Origin of the sequence: Rugamonas fusca, assembly GCF_014042365.1 — a bacterium.
GTDB classification, from domain to species: Bacteria; Pseudomonadota; Gammaproteobacteria; order Burkholderiales; family Burkholderiaceae_D; genus Rugamonas; species Rugamonas fusca.
This window is the reverse complement of record NZ_JACEZS010000015.1, coordinates 110979-125598: the sequence shown is the minus strand read 5'-3', so window position 1 is coordinate 125598 and position 14620 is coordinate 110979. Positions and strand designations below refer to the sequence as shown.

Here is a 14620-nt window from a genome sequence, read left to right as displayed (position 1 = left end):
ACGCTCGCGGCGCGCTTGCGCCATCATTCGGTCCCAAGTTGATGCAGCCACGTCTCCAATTCAGCCAGCGTGGCACAGATGGCGTCAGGCGCGACACCCAGTTCCTCATGGTCGTTGCCGCCATGGCGGTTGAGCCAGACGGCCCGCAACCCGGCCTGCTGGGCGCCGATCACGTCCAGCTTGAGGTCGTCGCCCACGTAGACGGCCGCCCCGGGCGCCACCCCCAGCGCCGCGCAGCCGGCCAGGAAGATGGACGGATCGGGCTTGGCGCGGCCAAACTGGGGCGCGGCCAGGGAGGCGTCGAAATGGTGGGCCAGGCCGATCTTTTCCAGGTCCGCGTTGCCGTTGGTGATGGTGCCCAGCCGCCAGCGCGCGCGCAGCCGGCCCAGCGCCGGCAGCACGTCGTCGTAGGGCGTGACGGCGTTGCGGGCCACGAGGAAGATGCGGATCGCTTCATCGATGTGGCGCGCGTCCGCGCCGGCCAGCGCGAACGCTTCCTCCAGCCCCACGCGGCGCAGGTGCGCCAGGTCGACGATCAGTTCCGGGCGCCGCGCCAGCAAGGCCATGCGGCGCGCGCGCAGGTCGGCGATGGAAAATTGCCGGGCCACGGCGGGCGCGTGTTCAGCCAGCCAGGCGTGCAGCACCAGTTCGGCCTGCGCGATCACGGGCGCGATCGGCCACAGGGTATCGTCGAGGTCGAACAGCAGGGCTTGCGGGCGGACGGTGGGCATGGGGGAACGGCAATGGCGACAAAGGAAGGCGGTATTGTCGCATCAATTGCCGTGACGGACACGGTCGCGGCCTGCGTCGCGCCGCCGGGCCGTGAGGACGCGCGCCGCTGGTGGCCGGCCGCCGCCCACGGGACGGGCATCGGCCGGGCATCCACCGGGCGCCGGCCGGCATGGTAAATTCGCAGCTACATCACTGAGGAGTTCCCGTGCCGTTCCGCCTTCCCCTTCGTCTGGCCACGCTGGCCGTCGCTCTGCTGCTGGCCGCTTGCGCCGCCGCCCCGCCGGCGGGCGATGACACGCCGTTCACGTCCTACGTCGTGCTGGGCGCGGATGGCGCGGCCGTGGCGCGCGTGCTCACGCAGGCGCCGGCCTGCCCCGCCATCGTGCTCGACGGCAAGGCCCATCCGATGACGCTGCGCGCCGCGCCGGCCACCATCGCCCAGCGCGCCACCGTGTCGCCGCCGGAGCTGTCCAAGCCGTCCGTGTTCGACGTGCGCGTGTGCGAAGCGGCGCTGCCGGCCGGCGTGGCCAGCGCCAGCGTGCAGGGGCGGCCGCTGCCGCTGCCGCCCGCCGACCCGCACCGCATCGTGGTGCTGGGCGACACGGGCTGCCGCCTGCTCAAGAAAGATGATGCTTTCCAGGCCTGCAACGACGCGGCCCAGTATCCCTTCGCCACCGTGGCCGCCGCCGCCGCCGCGTGGCACCCCGACCTGGTGATCCACGTGGGCGACTTCCACTACCGCGAGAACCCGTGCCCGGCCGGCGACCAGGGCTGCGCCGGCAGCCCGTGGGGTTATGGCTGGGATGCCTGGCGGGCCGACCTGTTTGCGCCGGGCGCCGCGCTGCTGCGGGCCGCGCCGTGGGTGGTGGCGCGCGGCAATCACGAAAGCTGCACGCGGGCCGGCCAGGGCTGGTGGCGTTTCCTCGATCCCCGCCCGCTGCTGCCGGGCCGCGACTGCGACGCGGCGGCCAACGACGACCGTGGCGACTACAGCGATCCCTACACGGTGCCGCTGGGCGCGGACAGCCAGTTGCTCGTGTTCGACACGGCGGCCACCACCTGGCGCGGCTTCCAGCCCGGCGACGCCGGCCTGGCCCACTACCAGGACACTTACCGCAAGCTGGACGCACTGGCGCGCCGCGCCCGCCACACGATAGGCGTGGAGCACCACCCGCTGCTGGGCATAGGCGCGGACCTGAAGGACGCCGGCAAGCTGCGCCTGCTGCTGGGCGACGCGGGCCTGATCCAGAGCTTTGGCGCCATCAACCCGCGGCTGTTGCCCGACAATGTGGAGCTGATGCTGTCGGGCCACGTCCACCTGTGGCAGCAGGTCAGCTTCAGCAGCGGCCATCCCAGCCAGTTCATTGCCGGCTTTTCCGGCACAGCCGAGGACATCGTGCCCATTCCCGATCCGCTGCCGCCCGGCACCAGCCCGGCGCCGGGCGCCGTCATCGAGCAGCTGAGCGCGTGGATAGACGGCTTTGGCTTCATGACCATGGAACGGCGCGGCCCGGACAGCTGGGAAGTCCAGGTGCACGATGCCCGCGGCGCCGTGCGCAACACCTGCCAGGTGCGGGGCAAGCGTTCCGTGTGCGCACACACCCGCGTGCATTGACGCTGGCGGGCCAGGCGCCGGCCAGCCCGGACACAGGCTGTTACAAGGGTTTGCCCGCCGCTGTTACCAAATGCACTAAAATATGGCCCGCGCGTGTAGTATGCGCACTGCGTTGCGCGCCGGCGCCCTGCGCCGCGGCCACGCCCCCGGCATGCCGCCCCTGCCCCTATTCGATTTGGAGAGAGTGTTTATGAAAAGTTTGTACCTGCGTGCCGGCCTGGCCGTGCTGTGCGGCGCCACCCTGGCTGGCTGCGGCGGCGGCTCCGGCAGCCTGCAACTGGGCGGCACCATCGTGGGCCTGACCAAACCCGGCCTGGTGCTGCAGAATGGTTCGTCCACCGTGTCGCCGGCGGCGGGCGACACCACGTTCACCTTCCCCGACCTGGTGGCCAACGACGCCTCGTTCGACATCGAGATCAAGACCCAACCCGACCCCGCGCTGGCCACTTGCGACACGACCATCCAGTACAACAAGGGCAAGGCCAACATCTACACCGTGCGCCAGGCCATCGTGACCTGCCACACCGCCACCTACAGCCTGGGCGGCACCGTGCACGGCCTGGTGGGCAAGGGCCTGGTGCTGGCCAACGGCAGCCAGACCGTGCCCGTGGCGGCGCCTGCGACGGCCGGCGCCGACGTCAGCTTCACCTTCCCCACGGAAGTGCCGAACGGCAGCAACTACGGCGTGACCGTGCTGGCCCAGCCGACCGATGACAATGGCAACCCCACCGTCAAGTGCGTGGTCAACAGCCCGGCCGCCGTGATGCCGGCCGCCAAAGTCACCACGCTGAACGTGAGCTGCAGCAAATAACACCGGCGGCGCCGCGCGGCGCCACCCTGCCCACTATTTGGAGAACCCCATGAAAATTTCGACCCTGCGCGCCACTGCGGCGCTGGCCCTGGCCCTGGTGCTGGCTGGCTGCGGCGGCAAAGCCATGTTCGACGTATCCGGCGTGATCAGCACGGCCGGTCCGCTGACCAATTCCGGCCTGGTGCTGGCCAACGGCACGGACACCCTGTCGGTGCCGGCCGGCGCCACCACCTTCACCTTCGCCCGCCAAGTGGCCTACGGCGATAACTACAACGTGGTGCAGCAGACCCCGCCCGACCACATGAACTGCCAGGTGTTCAACGGCAGCGGTTCGGCCGGCCACACCAGCTCCATCCTGGTGACCGTCCAGTGCACCCAGAACAGCTACCTGCTGAGTGGCAGCGTGGTTGGCCTCAAGAGCACCGGCACCGGCCTGGTGCTGATCAATGGCGGCGGCGCCTCCGCCGGTCCGGTCACGCCCGGCACCGATCCATCCGTCAGCATCGGCTTCCAGATGGGCAACGTGTTCGACGGCAATGCCTATGGCGTGACCGTGCTGACCCAGCCCGTCGGCCAGACTTGCACCGTGACCAACGGCACGGGCGTCATGCACGACAAACCCATCAGCAACGTGCTGGTGACGTGCATCTGAGCGCGAGATATATTAATTTTGAATAGTGGATATTGGAAAGATAAATTTGCTTTATATGCCGCGCCGCAGCATACTGCACCTGTCTCCTCCAACTCCCTAAGAAGAATTGGATTTAGCCCGCTCTGATGAGCGGGCTTTTTTTTAGGCTATGTCACCGGCAAGTGTGGAACCTCCGCTAATACTCGAGCTCTAAGGATGTAAAGGCTCGACGCCAGAGGAGCAAGCCATGGATGCGCGACAATTTGAAGATTTCATCAAACAGGTTGGGCAATTAACCAGGCGACAGCGGGAGAAAATTGTCAGGCTGCTTCACGATCCGTGTGATCAGGGCGGTGTGGTCGAGCTAATTGAGCAAGCGGCTCGCACCAGTCTGGCCTGCCCACGCTGCAAGGCAACGGCCATGACACGGCATGGTCAGGCGCATGGCTTGCAACGCTTTCGCTGTAAGGCCTGCGCTAAGACCTTTAACGCGTTGACTGGCACGCCGCTGGCGCACCTGCGCTACAAGTCGAAGTGGTTGGACTATATGGAATGCTTGCTGACCACTAGGACGGTGCGCAAAGCGGCTGACTACGTTGATGTGCATAGAAACACCAGTTTTCGCTGGCGTCACCGTTTTCTCACCTTACCCAAGACTGACCGTCCTTTACATCTGCATGGCATTACTGAGGCCGATGAGATCTACTTTCTCGAGTCGGAGAAAGGTGCCCGGTATCTTGAGCGTCCTCCCCATAAGCGCGGTGGACCAGCCAGCAAGCGGGGAATCTCCGATGAGCAAGTATGCGTTCTCGTGGCCCGCGATCGGACGGGGCAGACGATCGATTTTGTCGCCGGCAAGGGGCCCGTCACGAAGGCCCAACTCAAACGGTGCTTGCCGCCCGTGGTGGACGAAGACATCTTGCTGGTCAGCGACTCCAATGCCGCGTATCGGTACTTTGCCCGTGACGCGGGTATTTCTCATCAGGCTGTCAATCTGCGCCAAGGACAGCGAGTCAGGGGCGCCATACATGTGCAAAACGTGAACGCTTATCACAGCCGTCTTCGCGAATGGCTAGATCGCTTCCATGGCGTAGCGACACACTACCTGCCCAATTATCTGGGATGGCGCTGGGCTTTGGATGCGCAGCGAATCGATTCTCCAGACCTTCTGTTAAGGACCGCGCTCGGAGACTTTCAACACTTACCGGTGACATAGCCTTTTTTTATCCGCGCGCCACGGGCCGCGTTCAGGCCGGGGCCACGGCCGGCAGTGTCAGCGTCACGGCCATGCCGGCGCCCACGGCGCTGCGGATGCGGATTTCGCCCTTGAGCGTGCCGTGGGTCAGGTTGTGGACGATGAACATGCCCAGTCCGGAACCGCCCTGCCCCAGCCGCGTCGTGTAGAACGGCTCGAACACCTTGTGCTGCAACTCGGGCGCGATGCCTACGCCGTTGTCGCAATATTCGAGTTCCACCTTGTCGCCGCACTGGCGCCCGTCAATCACGATCTCGCCCCCTTTGCCGTCGAAACCATGGACGATGGAGTTGCTGATCAGGTTGCTGATGATCTGTTCCAGCGCGCCCGGATAACTGTCCATCCGTATGCCGTCGGGAATCCGCACCACGGTGCGCACCTGGGCGTGGCGCAAGCTCGTGCCCAGGCTGTTGAGGATGTCGGACACGGCCACGCGCACATCGAACACGCGCCGGCGGGCGCTGGTCTGGTCCACCGCCACGGCCTTGAAACTTTCGATCAACTCGCTGGCGCGCCCGGCGCTGCGCAGCAGCAGCGCACTCGCCTCGCGAAAATCCGCCACCGCCTTGGCCAGCACGCTGCGGGTGAGCTGGCCATCCTGCACGGTCTGGGCGAACGCGCCGAAACGCTCGTCGAGCGCGGTGGCCACCAGCATGATGTTGCCCAGCGGCGTATTCAGCTCGTGCGCCACGCCGGCCACGATGCCGCCCAGCGAGGCCAGCTTCTCCGATTCCACGATCTGTTCCATGGCGCGCCGCAGCTCGCGCGTGCGGTCGTCGATGCGCTGCTCCAGTTCCTCGTTCAACTGGCGCAGCGTCTGCTCGGCGGCGCGGCGGGCCCGCACTTCCTCGCCCAGTTCGCGCGCCAGCGCCGACAGCTCGGCCGTGCGCTCGGCCACCAGCGTCTCCTGGTGGCGCCGGTGGCGATACAGTTCGCAGAACATGGTGACCTTGCTGCGCAATACCAGCGGTTCGATCGGCTTGATCAGGTAGTCGACGGCGCCCAGCTCATAGCCGGCGAACTGGTGCGGCTGCTCCGTCATGCCGGCCGTGACAAACACGATGGGCAGTTGCCGCGTCTTGGGATTGGCGCGCAGCAGGGCCGCCGTTTCCAGGCCATCCATGTCCGGCATCTGCACGTCCAGCAGCACCAGCGCGAAGTCGTGGCGCAAGCTCAGACGCAGCGCCTCGTTGCCCGACTCGGCGCTCACCAGTTCCAGCGCCAGCCCGAAGTCCTCCAGCAGGGCCGCCAGCGCGGCCAGGTTCTCGCGCCGGTCGTCCACCAGCAACAAGGGCACGGGCACCAGGGTGCCGGCGCCGGCGTCGTCTGCCAGCCCACGCGCGGCGGCGCTACACATAGCGCTTCCGGTAGATGCGCAGGCGCGGCGCCAGCGCGTCATAGCGGGGCGCGATGGCGCGCCCGTCCAGCCCCTCCTTCATGCCCAGGCACAGGAAGCCACCCGGCTGCAAACAGCCGTCGAACAGCGCCAGGCAGCGTTCCTTGAGGGCGGCCTGGAAGTAGATCATCACGTTGCGGCAGATGACCATGTGCATCTCCCCGATATCGGTGTCCGTCACCAGGTTATGCTGGGCGAACACCAGGTTTTCCTTCAGCGCAGACATGACGATAGCATGGTCGTAGCGCGCCGTGTAGTAATCGGCGAATTGGGCCGTGCCGCCGCTGTGCTGGTAGTTGCGGGTGAAGGCCTGCAACTGGCGCAGCGGATAAATGCCTTCGCGCGCCTGGTGCAGCACCTGTTCGCTGAGGTCCGTGGCGTACAGCCGGTAGCGGCCACGCATGCCCGCCTCGTGCAGCAGGATGGCCAGCGCGTAGACTTCCTCGCCGCTGGCGCAGCCGGCCAGCCAGATCTTGACGAACGGGTAGGTCCGCAGGAAGGGCAGCACCTGGCGCCGCAAGGCCAGGAAGAATGGCGGGTCGCGGAACATGTCCGTCACGTGCACCGTGATCCCCTGCAGCAGCGACGCGAACAGGGCCGGCTCGCGCAGCAGCCGCTCCTGCGCCCGCGAGAAGGTGGCGCAGCCCGAGCCGGCCAGCCATAGGCGCAGGCGGCGCTTGAGCGAGGCTGGCGCGTACTGGCGGAAGTCGTGGCCGTACACTTGCCGCACGCCCTCCAGCAGCAGCGCGACTTCCACGTCCTCGATGGGGTCCGCGTGCATGGCTTCAGCCCTGGGTCCAGACCCGCAGCAGCGACAACAGCTTGACCGTGTCGAGCGGCTTGGCGAGGTAGTCGCTGGCGCCGGCCGCCATGCATTTCTCGCTGTCGCCCTGCATGGCCTTGGCCGTCATGGCGATCAGCGGCAGCGTGCGGTGGCGGGGCTGGGCGCGGATGGCGCGCATGGTTTGGTAGCCATCCATTTCCGGCATCATGATATCCATCAGCACCACGCACACGTCCGGGTGCTGCTCCAGCTGGCGCAAGGCTTCCTTGCCGTTTTCCGCCTCCACCACCACGGCGCCCTTGTCCGTCAGCAGGCTGGTGAGGGAAAACACGTTGCGCATGTCGTCGTCCACGATCAGCATCTTGCGCCCTTCAAACGGGGCCTCCCCCGGCAAGGCCGCGCTGGCGCCCCGGCGCACGACCGTCCTGGCCACGGCCTGGCGCTGCGCGGCCGCATGCAGGCACAGCGCCACCTCGTCGGCCAGCCGTTCGGCGCTGCGCTCGCCGCGCAGCACGATGCTGTCGGCGTGCTGGCGCAGGCTGCGCTGCTGGTCGGCGTCCAGCTCGCGGGCCGAGTGCAGCACCACGGGCAGCGGCTGGCCCGCCAGCTGCTGCACCTGTTCCAGCAGCGCCGGCGCCGGCACGCCGGCCAGTTCCAGGTCCAGGTCCAGCACCAGGCAGCCGATGCGCTGGCCCGCCAGCGCCGCTTGCGCCTCGGCCGCGCCGCGCGCGCCCACGGCCGCGAGGCCGCGCGCGGCCAGCTGGCTGCACAAGCTGCTGGCGGCCGCTGGCCGGTCTTCCAGCACCAGCACGCGCCACGGCGCGCCGGGGTCGTGCCGGGCCGCGCTGTCCGCACTCTCCGCGCCATGCGTCCCCGTCAGGCCGGACGCTGGCGACGGGGCCGGTGCGGCGGCTCCCAGCGGCGCGCCGGGTGGCGCGGCCGGGCCATGCGCCGCGCCCGCGGTGGCGCCCACGACGGCGCCGATGTCATTGACGGTGGCGGCGTTGGCCTCATCCGGTGCGCCAGCGGCGACGGCCGCGTCACCGTGGGCCGCCTGCAGCGGCAGCAGCAGCGTGAAGGTGCTGCCCTGGCCCGCCACGCTGTGCAGGGACAGGCTGCCGCCCATGCGGGCCGCCAGTTGCAGCGAGATCGACAGCCCCAGCCCCGTGCCGCCATAGTGGCGCGAAATGCCGCCGTCGGCCTGGCGGAACGCTTCGAAGATCAGCTGCTGCTGGCCTTCCGGCACGCCGATGCCGGTATCGCTGACGGCGCAGGACAGCATCGCCGGCCGTCCTTCCTGGGACGGCGCCAACGACACGCGCAACGCCACCTCGCCGCGGGCCGTGAACTTGATGGCGTTGCCCAGCAGGTTGCGCAGCACCTGGACCGTGTGCTGCACGTCGAGCCGCAAGCGGGGCGGCACGGCCGCGTCCAGCGCGAACGACAGGCGCAAGCCCTTTTGCTCGGCGGCCGGGCGGAACAGCCTGTCCAGCGCGGCCAGCAGTTCGGCCGGCGCGCCATCCTCGTAGTGGCAATCGACCTGGCCCGCCTCCACCTTGGCCAGGTCAAGGATATCGTTGATCAGGTTAAGCAAGTCCTTGCCGGCCGCGTGGATGGTGCTGGCGTATTCCGTCTGTTCGGGGGTGAGGTTGCCGGGCCGGTTGTCGCGCAACAGGCCGGACAGGATCAGCATGCTGTTGAGCGGGGTGCGCAGCTCGTGCGACATATTGGCCAGGAACTCGCTCTTGTAGGCGCTGATGCGCTGCAGCTCCTCGGCCTTGTGCCAGATCTCGCGGCTGGCCTGCTCCACTTCCGCGTTCTTGGCGCGGATCTGCTCGCGCTGGCGTTCCAGCAGGTCGGCCCGCTCCTCCAGTTCCTCGTTGCTTTGCTGGAGTTCCTCCTGCTGCAGGCGCAATTCCTCGGCCTGGCGCTCCGTCTCGGCCAGCAGCGCGCGCGTGCGCTGGCGCGACAGGCCCACGTCAAAGCCGATGGCCACGCCTTCGCGCACCAGTTCCAGCCACGCCAGTTCCGCTTCGCCGTAGGGCCGGAACGCGCCCGCCTCCAGCGCGCCCACCACGTTGGCGCCGTGCAGCAGCGGCAGCACCACCACGCAGGCCGGCGTGGCCCGTCCCAGCGCCGAGGCGATGGTCAGGTAGCCGGGCGGCACCGGATCCAGCACGATGGTGCGCCGTTCCAGTACCGCCTGTCCCAGCACGCCTTCGCCCAGCGCCAGCGGCACCGCCTTGGCGCCGGCCGGCGGCAGCCCGTAGCCGGCCACGGGACGCAACTGCCCGCTGGCCTCGTCGTACAGGTAGCAGGCGCCGGCGCCGGCGCCGATGCGCGGGCACAGGTAGGACAGCACGCGCTCGGCCAGCACCGCCGTTTCCAGTTCGCCCCGCATGCGCAGATTGAGTTCGTTCTGGCCTTGCATCATCCAGTCGCGCCGCTCGCCCTGCTGCCGGCTCTCGCGCAGCGCATCCAGCATCTTCAGGAAAGCCTGGTCCAGCGTGCTTTGCACCTGCCCCATGCGCAGCACGGCGCGCTGCAGCTCGCCCACTTCGTCCTGCGCCCCGGCCACCAGCGCCATGGACGGCAGCGGCGCCACCGTGAGCCGCCGTTCCAGGTCGCCGCGCGCGATGGCGCCGGCCGCCTCGATCTTGTCGCTGGCGCCGGCCGTCAGCACGCGGGCCGCGTCCAGCGCCTGGCCCAGCGGCCCGGTCACGGAGCCGATGATGACGCGGCCCAGCGCCACGGCCAGCACGCACAGCAGCAGCACGGCGCCCACCAGCACGGCCTCGCCCCGGTACTGGCTGGCCACGCGCGCGGCCAGCACTCGCTGCAGCGCGTCCAGCCCCGCATCGGCCAGCCGGTGTTCGACGTCGATGGCCTCACTGAGCTGGCGATAGTAGGCGGGCGCCCCGTAACTGAGCCGGGCCGGCCGCACCAGCTGCTCGCGCGCCAGCCGCAGCGCCCGCTCGCCATGGGCGCTGCTGCCGCGCTGCAAGTCGGGCAGCCGGGTGCGCAAGTCCGCGTTGTGGGCCAGGGCGATCGCCAGCGCGTCGTCGATGGCGTGGTAGTAGTCGGCGGCGCGATCGACGCGCGAGGCGATCGCGATGCGTTCATCCATGTCGGCCGCGCCCCGCACCAGCAGGCCGGCGCCGGCGCCGCGCAACTGGCCCAGGGTCTCGCGCAACGCGGGCGCGCGCACCAGCAGCGCGTCGATCAGGAAATAGGAATCGGGCTCCGGGTCCAGCCGCAGGCCGGCATGGTCGATCAGTCTGTCGTTGAAGCGCAACAACTGGGCGATGAGGGCGCTGTGGCGCGCGAAGCTGTCGGCCGCCGTGAGCGCGCCCTGGGCATCCTGGGCCGACAGCGCGCTCCACTGCTCAAGGATGCGGAACCAGGCGGTGCTGATGTCGCGTTCGTCGAGGCGCCGCACCTGGGGTTCCATTTGCATGAACGCCTGGTCGGCCTCGCGCAGCTTGGCCATGGCCGGCGCGCGCGACGGCGCGTCACCGGCCAGCGCCATGGATGCCAGCCCGCGGTGCTGCTGCACCAGCCGCACCACGGCCAGCAGCGATCGCGCCGGCCCGATGCCATCCGCCTCCTGCCGCGCCATGGCGACGGTCTTGCTGGCTTCGTTCAGGAACAGGCCCGTGGGGATGGCCACCGTGACGCAGCCCAGCAGCGCCAGCAGCAGGAATTTTTGCCGCAGCATCAGGCGGCCCAGAAACGCTGTGAACAAGCTCACTCCTCCCTATGCGCCATCGATCGCCTGGCCGCCGCCGGAGACGTGGGGCCGCGCCCCGCCGTTCGCCACGTCGCCGCCGCGCTGTTCGCGGGCCTGGCGCAGCAACCGCTCCGTGTGCCGGTGCGCCTGCTGCATGCTGAAGCTGAGCGCGCACGCTTCGCGCACCAGCGCCATCAACTCCTGTTCCAGCGCCGTGCAGGGCCGGAACGCGCCCAGTTCCAGCACCCCGACGGCCGTGTCGCCGTGCCACAGCGGCCACACGGTCAGTACCGTGGGCCGGGCCGTGCCCAGCGCCGAACCGATGGCCATGTAATCGGCCGGCACTGGATCCAGGCACAGCATGCGCCGTTCGCGCAAGGCTTGCCACGGCAAGCCCTGGCCGGGCGCCAGCCGGGCCGGCGCGTCATGCCGGCTCAATAGCGCGTAGGTGGCCACCCGTTCCAGCGCGCCGTCGGCCCCCGACACCAGGTACAACGCCCCCAGTCCGGCGCCCAGCCGCTGCGCCAGGTAGCGCAGCACGCGGTCGGCCAGTTCGGCCGTGCTGAAGTCGCCGCGCATGGCTTCGGCCAGCTCGTTCTGGCTGGTCTTGAGCCAGTCGCGCTCCGTGTCGCGCAGCCGGGCGGCCCGCAGCGACACCAGCATGGCGGCGAACGCGCCATCGAGCGCGCGCTGCAGTTCCAGGTTGCGCTGCACCGAGCGCAGCAGGCTGCCCAGTTCATCATTGCCGGGCGCGGCGCCGTGCAAGGCCAGCGCCGGCACCGGGGCCAGGTCCCGATCCAGGTCGCCGGCCGCGATGGCCTGGGCCGCCGCCACCTTGGCGTCGCTGGCGGCGGTGAGGGCGCCGATCGCCGCCAGCGCCTGCTCCAGCGGGCCGGCGATGGCGCGCTGGTAGAACAGCCGCAGGAACAGGCCGGCCAGCAGCAACAGGGCGGCCAGCGTGGCCAGCACGGCATAGATGGCGCGCCGCCCCGTCTCCAGCTGCAGGCTGGAATCGACTTCCAGCACACCGCGCACATCGCCCAGCTTCCAGTCCGTGCGGGGGCTGCCGGGCAGGCTGTTGTGGCAGTCGACGCAGGACTGGGCGATCATCTTGTCGGCCAACGCCACCCGCACCACGGTGGCGCGGCCGAGCCGCTCGGTGCGGGTGTAGGCCTGGTCGGGATGGCGCTGGAAATAAGCCCAGGCGTCCTCGCCAAAGCTGTCGAGCACACGGTTGGCCCGGTTGGGAAACGGATAGGGGCTGTACAGCTTGAGGTTGACGCCGGAATCGCGCAGCAGTTCGCCCAGCTCCAGCACCATGGTGGCCGGCAGGGGGATGGTGTCCGGGTGGTCCAGGTGGTCGCTGCCGGCGCGCAGGCCGGGGTGGGCCATCACCTTGGCCACCACGTTGGCCGTGTAGTACTGGCGCAGCAGGGTGAACTGGCGCGCCGTCTCGCGCGCGGCGGTGACCGCCTCCCGCTCGGCGTTGCGCTCGATGTAGCGCGGCACGACGATGGCGGCGGCCAGCGCGCACAGGCCCAGCGCGGCCCCGATGGGCAGGAACAGTTTCCAGAATAGGGAGCGGGGGGCCGCTGTCGTCATGGTGTCTGGCCGCGTCGGCGTGGTGTCCGTTGCTGCCAGCATAGCTCAATTGCCGCCCGGCGGGTACCGCCGTGGGGACGATGAGGCCCGCTGTGGTCTGCGCGCCCCACGCCGGCGGCGCTGTCCTGGACGGTGCCCCCCCGGTCTGGGCGTCCCCCGATCGCGTCAGGCGGCAGGCTTGAGCAGGTTGGCCAGCGCCACGTATTGGGCCAGGCCGATCGCCTCGGGACGGTCGGTGGGGTTGATGCCGGCGGCCACGATCTGCTCCTCGGTGAACATGCCGGCCAGGCAGTTGCGGATCACCTTGCGGCGCTGCGAGAACGCCTTCAGCACCACCGCCTCCAGCGTCGCTTGGTCGCACGGCAGCGGCTCGGCCACGGGGACCATGCGCACGATGGCCGAATCGACCTTGGGCGGCGGGTCGAACGCTTCGGGTGGCACCACGAACAGCAGCGCCATCTGGTAGCGCCATTGCAGCATGACGGACAGCCGGCCGTAGGTCTTGCTGCCCGGTTCAGCCACCATGCGCTCCACCACTTCCTTTTGCAGCATGAAGTGCTGGTCCTGCACCAGCGGCGCGAACTGGGCCAGGTGGAACAGCAGCGGGCTGGAAATGTTGTACGGCAGGTTGCCCACCACGCGCAGCTTCTGGCCGGCCGGCACGGGGATGGTGGAGAAATCGAACTTGAGGGCGTCGCCGGCGTGGATGGTGAGCTTGGCGCGGCTATAGGTCTTTTCCAGCCGCGCCACCAGGTCGCGGTCCAGCTCCACCACGTGCATGTGGGTCACGGTGCGCATCAGCTGCTCCGTCATGGCGGCCAGGCCGGGGCCGATCTCCACCATGGCGTCGCCCGGCGTGGGCGCGATGGCGTCCGTGATGGCGTCCAGCACGTGCTGGTCATGTAAAAAATTCTGGCCGAAGCGTTTGCGGGCGACGTGTTTCATGCGGGTTCTTCTTGTTATGGGTGATAAGGGGGATAGCCGGCCGCGCGGCTGGCCTCGGCCATGCGCAGCGCGCTATCGATGGCCGCTTCCATGCTGCCGCAGTCGGCCAGTCCCACGCCCTGCGCGGCCAGGTCGAGCGCCGTGCCATGGTCGACGGAGGTGCGGATCAGCGGCAGGCCCAGCGTGATGTTGACGCCGTGGCCGAAGGTGGCGTACTTCAGCACCGGCAAGCCCTGGTCGTGGTACATGGCCAGCACGCAGTCGGCCTGCTGCAGGTACTTGGGCTGGAACAGGGTGTCGGCCGGATACGGGCCCGTCACGTCCAGCCCGCGCGCGCGGGCGGCCGCGATGGCCGGTTTAATGATGTCGATTTCCTCGCGCCCCAGGTAGCCGCCCTCGCCCGCGTGCGGGTTCAGGCCCGTGACGAGGATGCGCGGCGCGGCGATGCCGCACTTGACGCGCAGGTCGTGGGCGATGATGTCGAGGATGCGGGCCAGGCCTTCCTGGCTGAGCGCCTGCGCCACGTCCTTCAAGGGCAGATGGGTGGTGGCCAGCGCCACCCGCAGCGGCGGCGCGCCGGCCACGCCTTGCGGCTGGCCGGCCAGCATCATCACCACTTGCGCCGTGTGCGTCTGGGCGGCGAAGTATTCCGTGTGGCCGGAAAACGCAATGCCGGCATCGTTGATGGTGCTCTTTTGCAGCGGCGCCGTGACGATGGCTTCGAACCAGCCGGCCCGCACGCCTTCGATGGCCGCGTCCAGCGTGGCCAGCACGGCGCGGCCGTTGTTCTTGTCGAGCACACCGGGGTGGACATGGGCTTCCAGCGGCACGTCGATCACGCTCAGGCGGTCAAAGCCGAAATGGGGCAGGCCGCCATTGCGCACGGCCTGCAGCGACAGCGACGACAGGCGGATGGCCGGATCGATCTCGCCGGCCAGCATGGCCAGGTAGGCCGCGTCGCCCAGCAGCACGCAGTTGACCTCGTGGCGGCGCGCCCAGGCGGCGCGGATGGCGAGCTCGGGGCCGATGCCGGCCGGCTCGCCCACCGTGACGCCAAGCGCCGGGCGCACGCCGGGGCGGCGCGCCGACGCGGGCGAAGTTGGCTGCGGCATGCTCATG

Annotated in this window: 11 protein-coding genes; 4 read left to right on the top strand and 7 right to left on the bottom strand. The window is 69.2% G+C overall.

The window, feature by feature from the left end; genetic code table 11:
• Window positions 1–23: 23 nt before the first annotated feature.
• Window positions 24–731 (bottom strand): HAD family hydrolase, encoded by a 708-nt coding sequence (locus H3H36_RS17725; RefSeq protein WP_182219425.1) that lies wholly within the window; start codon window positions 729–731, stop codon window positions 24–26.
• A gap of 206 nt (window positions 732–937) precedes the next feature.
• On the opposite strand from H3H36_RS17725, the gene H3H36_RS17720 reads away from it, so the two are divergent.
• The 4 genes from H3H36_RS17720 to H3H36_RS17705 all read left to right on the top strand — a co-directional run bounded on the left by H3H36_RS17720 (window position 938) and on the right by H3H36_RS17705 (window position 5005).
• Window positions 938–2347: a metallophosphoesterase family protein gene (locus tag H3H36_RS17720; protein WP_182219424.1), complete on the top strand. Its 1410-nt coding sequence runs from the start codon at window positions 938–940 to the stop codon at window positions 2345–2347.
• 190 nt (window positions 2348–2537) lie between these two features.
• Window positions 2538–3158: a hypothetical protein gene (locus H3H36_RS17715; protein ID WP_182219423.1), complete on the top strand. Its 621-nt coding sequence runs from the start codon at window positions 2538–2540 to the stop codon at window positions 3156–3158.
• Between the two features lie 49 nt (window positions 3159–3207).
• Window positions 3208–3810, top strand: a complete 603-nt coding sequence (locus H3H36_RS17710; protein ID WP_182219422.1) for a hypothetical protein — start codon at window positions 3208–3210, stop codon at window positions 3808–3810.
• 226 nt (window positions 3811–4036) lie between these two features.
• Entirely contained in the window at window positions 4037–5005 is a 969-nt protein-coding gene (locus tag H3H36_RS17705) for an IS1595 family transposase (RefSeq protein ID WP_182219421.1), read from the top strand.
• A 31-nt stretch (window positions 5006–5036) separates the two neighbouring features.
• On the opposite strand, the gene H3H36_RS17700 is transcribed toward H3H36_RS17705, so the two are convergent.
• The 6 genes from H3H36_RS17700 to pdxA form a co-directional block, all read right to left on the bottom strand.
• Complete coding sequence (locus tag H3H36_RS17700) at window positions 5037–6401, bottom strand: hybrid sensor histidine kinase/response regulator (RefSeq protein WP_182219420.1); 1365 nt, start codon at window positions 6399–6401, stop codon at window positions 5037–5039.
• A complete protein-coding gene (locus H3H36_RS17695; RefSeq protein WP_182219419.1) occupies window positions 6394–7221 on the bottom strand; it encodes a CheR family methyltransferase in 828 nt (275 codons plus the stop codon). The genes H3H36_RS17700 and H3H36_RS17695 overlap by 8 nt, the downstream gene beginning before the upstream one ends.
• Before the next feature lie 4 nt (window positions 7222–7225).
• Complete coding sequence (locus H3H36_RS17690) at window positions 7226–10969, bottom strand: response regulator (protein ID WP_182219418.1); 3744 nt, start codon at window positions 10967–10969, stop codon at window positions 7226–7228.
• 12 nt (window positions 10970–10981) lie between these two features.
• Window positions 10982–12556, bottom strand: a complete 1575-nt coding sequence (locus H3H36_RS17685) for a c-type heme family protein (protein WP_182219417.1) — start codon at window positions 12554–12556, stop codon at window positions 10982–10984.
• A 165-nt stretch (window positions 12557–12721) separates the two neighbouring features.
• Window positions 12722–13501 (bottom strand): 16S rRNA (adenine(1518)-N(6)/adenine(1519)-N(6))-dimethyltransferase RsmA, encoded by a 780-nt coding sequence (gene rsmA / locus H3H36_RS17680; RefSeq protein ID WP_182219416.1) that lies wholly within the window; start codon window positions 13499–13501, stop codon window positions 12722–12724.
• A gap of 14 nt (window positions 13502–13515) precedes the next feature.
• Window positions 13516–14619 (bottom strand): 4-hydroxythreonine-4-phosphate dehydrogenase PdxA, encoded by a 1104-nt coding sequence (gene pdxA, locus H3H36_RS17675; protein ID WP_229219964.1) that lies wholly within the window; start codon window positions 14617–14619, stop codon window positions 13516–13518.
• Between the last annotated feature and the right edge of the window lies 1 nt (window position 14620).

Excerpts from the sequence above, each read along its gene's own strand:
- H3H36_RS17725 (WP_182219425.1), bottom strand. The coding sequence starts at position 731 with ATGCCCACCGTCCGCCCGCAAGCCCTGCTGTTCGACCTCGACGATACC.
- H3H36_RS17715 (WP_182219423.1), top strand. The coding sequence starts at position 2,538 with ATGAAAAGTTTGTACCTGCGTGCCGGCCTGGCCGTGCTGTGCGGCGCC.
- H3H36_RS17710 (WP_182219422.1), top strand. The coding sequence starts at position 3,208 with ATGAAAATTTCGACCCTGCGCGCCACTGCGGCGCTGGCCCTGGCCCTG.
- H3H36_RS17705 (WP_182219421.1), top strand. The coding sequence starts at position 4,037 with ATGGATGCGCGACAATTTGAAGATTTCATCAAACAGGTTGGGCAATTA.
- H3H36_RS17700 (WP_182219420.1), bottom strand. The coding sequence starts at position 6,401 with ATGTGTAGCGCCGCCGCGCGTGGGCTGGCAGACGACGCCGGCGCCGGC.
- H3H36_RS17695 (WP_182219419.1), bottom strand. The coding sequence starts at position 7,221 with ATGCACGCGGACCCCATCGAGGACGTGGAAGTCGCGCTGCTGCTGGAG.
- H3H36_RS17685 (WP_182219417.1), bottom strand. The coding sequence starts at position 12,556 with ATGACGACAGCGGCCCCCCGCTCCCTATTCTGGAAACTGTTCCTGCCC.
- rsmA (WP_182219416.1), bottom strand. The coding sequence starts at position 13,501 with ATGAAACACGTCGCCCGCAAACGCTTCGGCCAGAATTTTTTACATGAC.
- pdxA (WP_229219964.1), bottom strand. The coding sequence starts at position 14,619 with ATGAGCATGCCGCAGCCAACTTCGCCCGCGTCGGCGCGCCGCCCCGGC.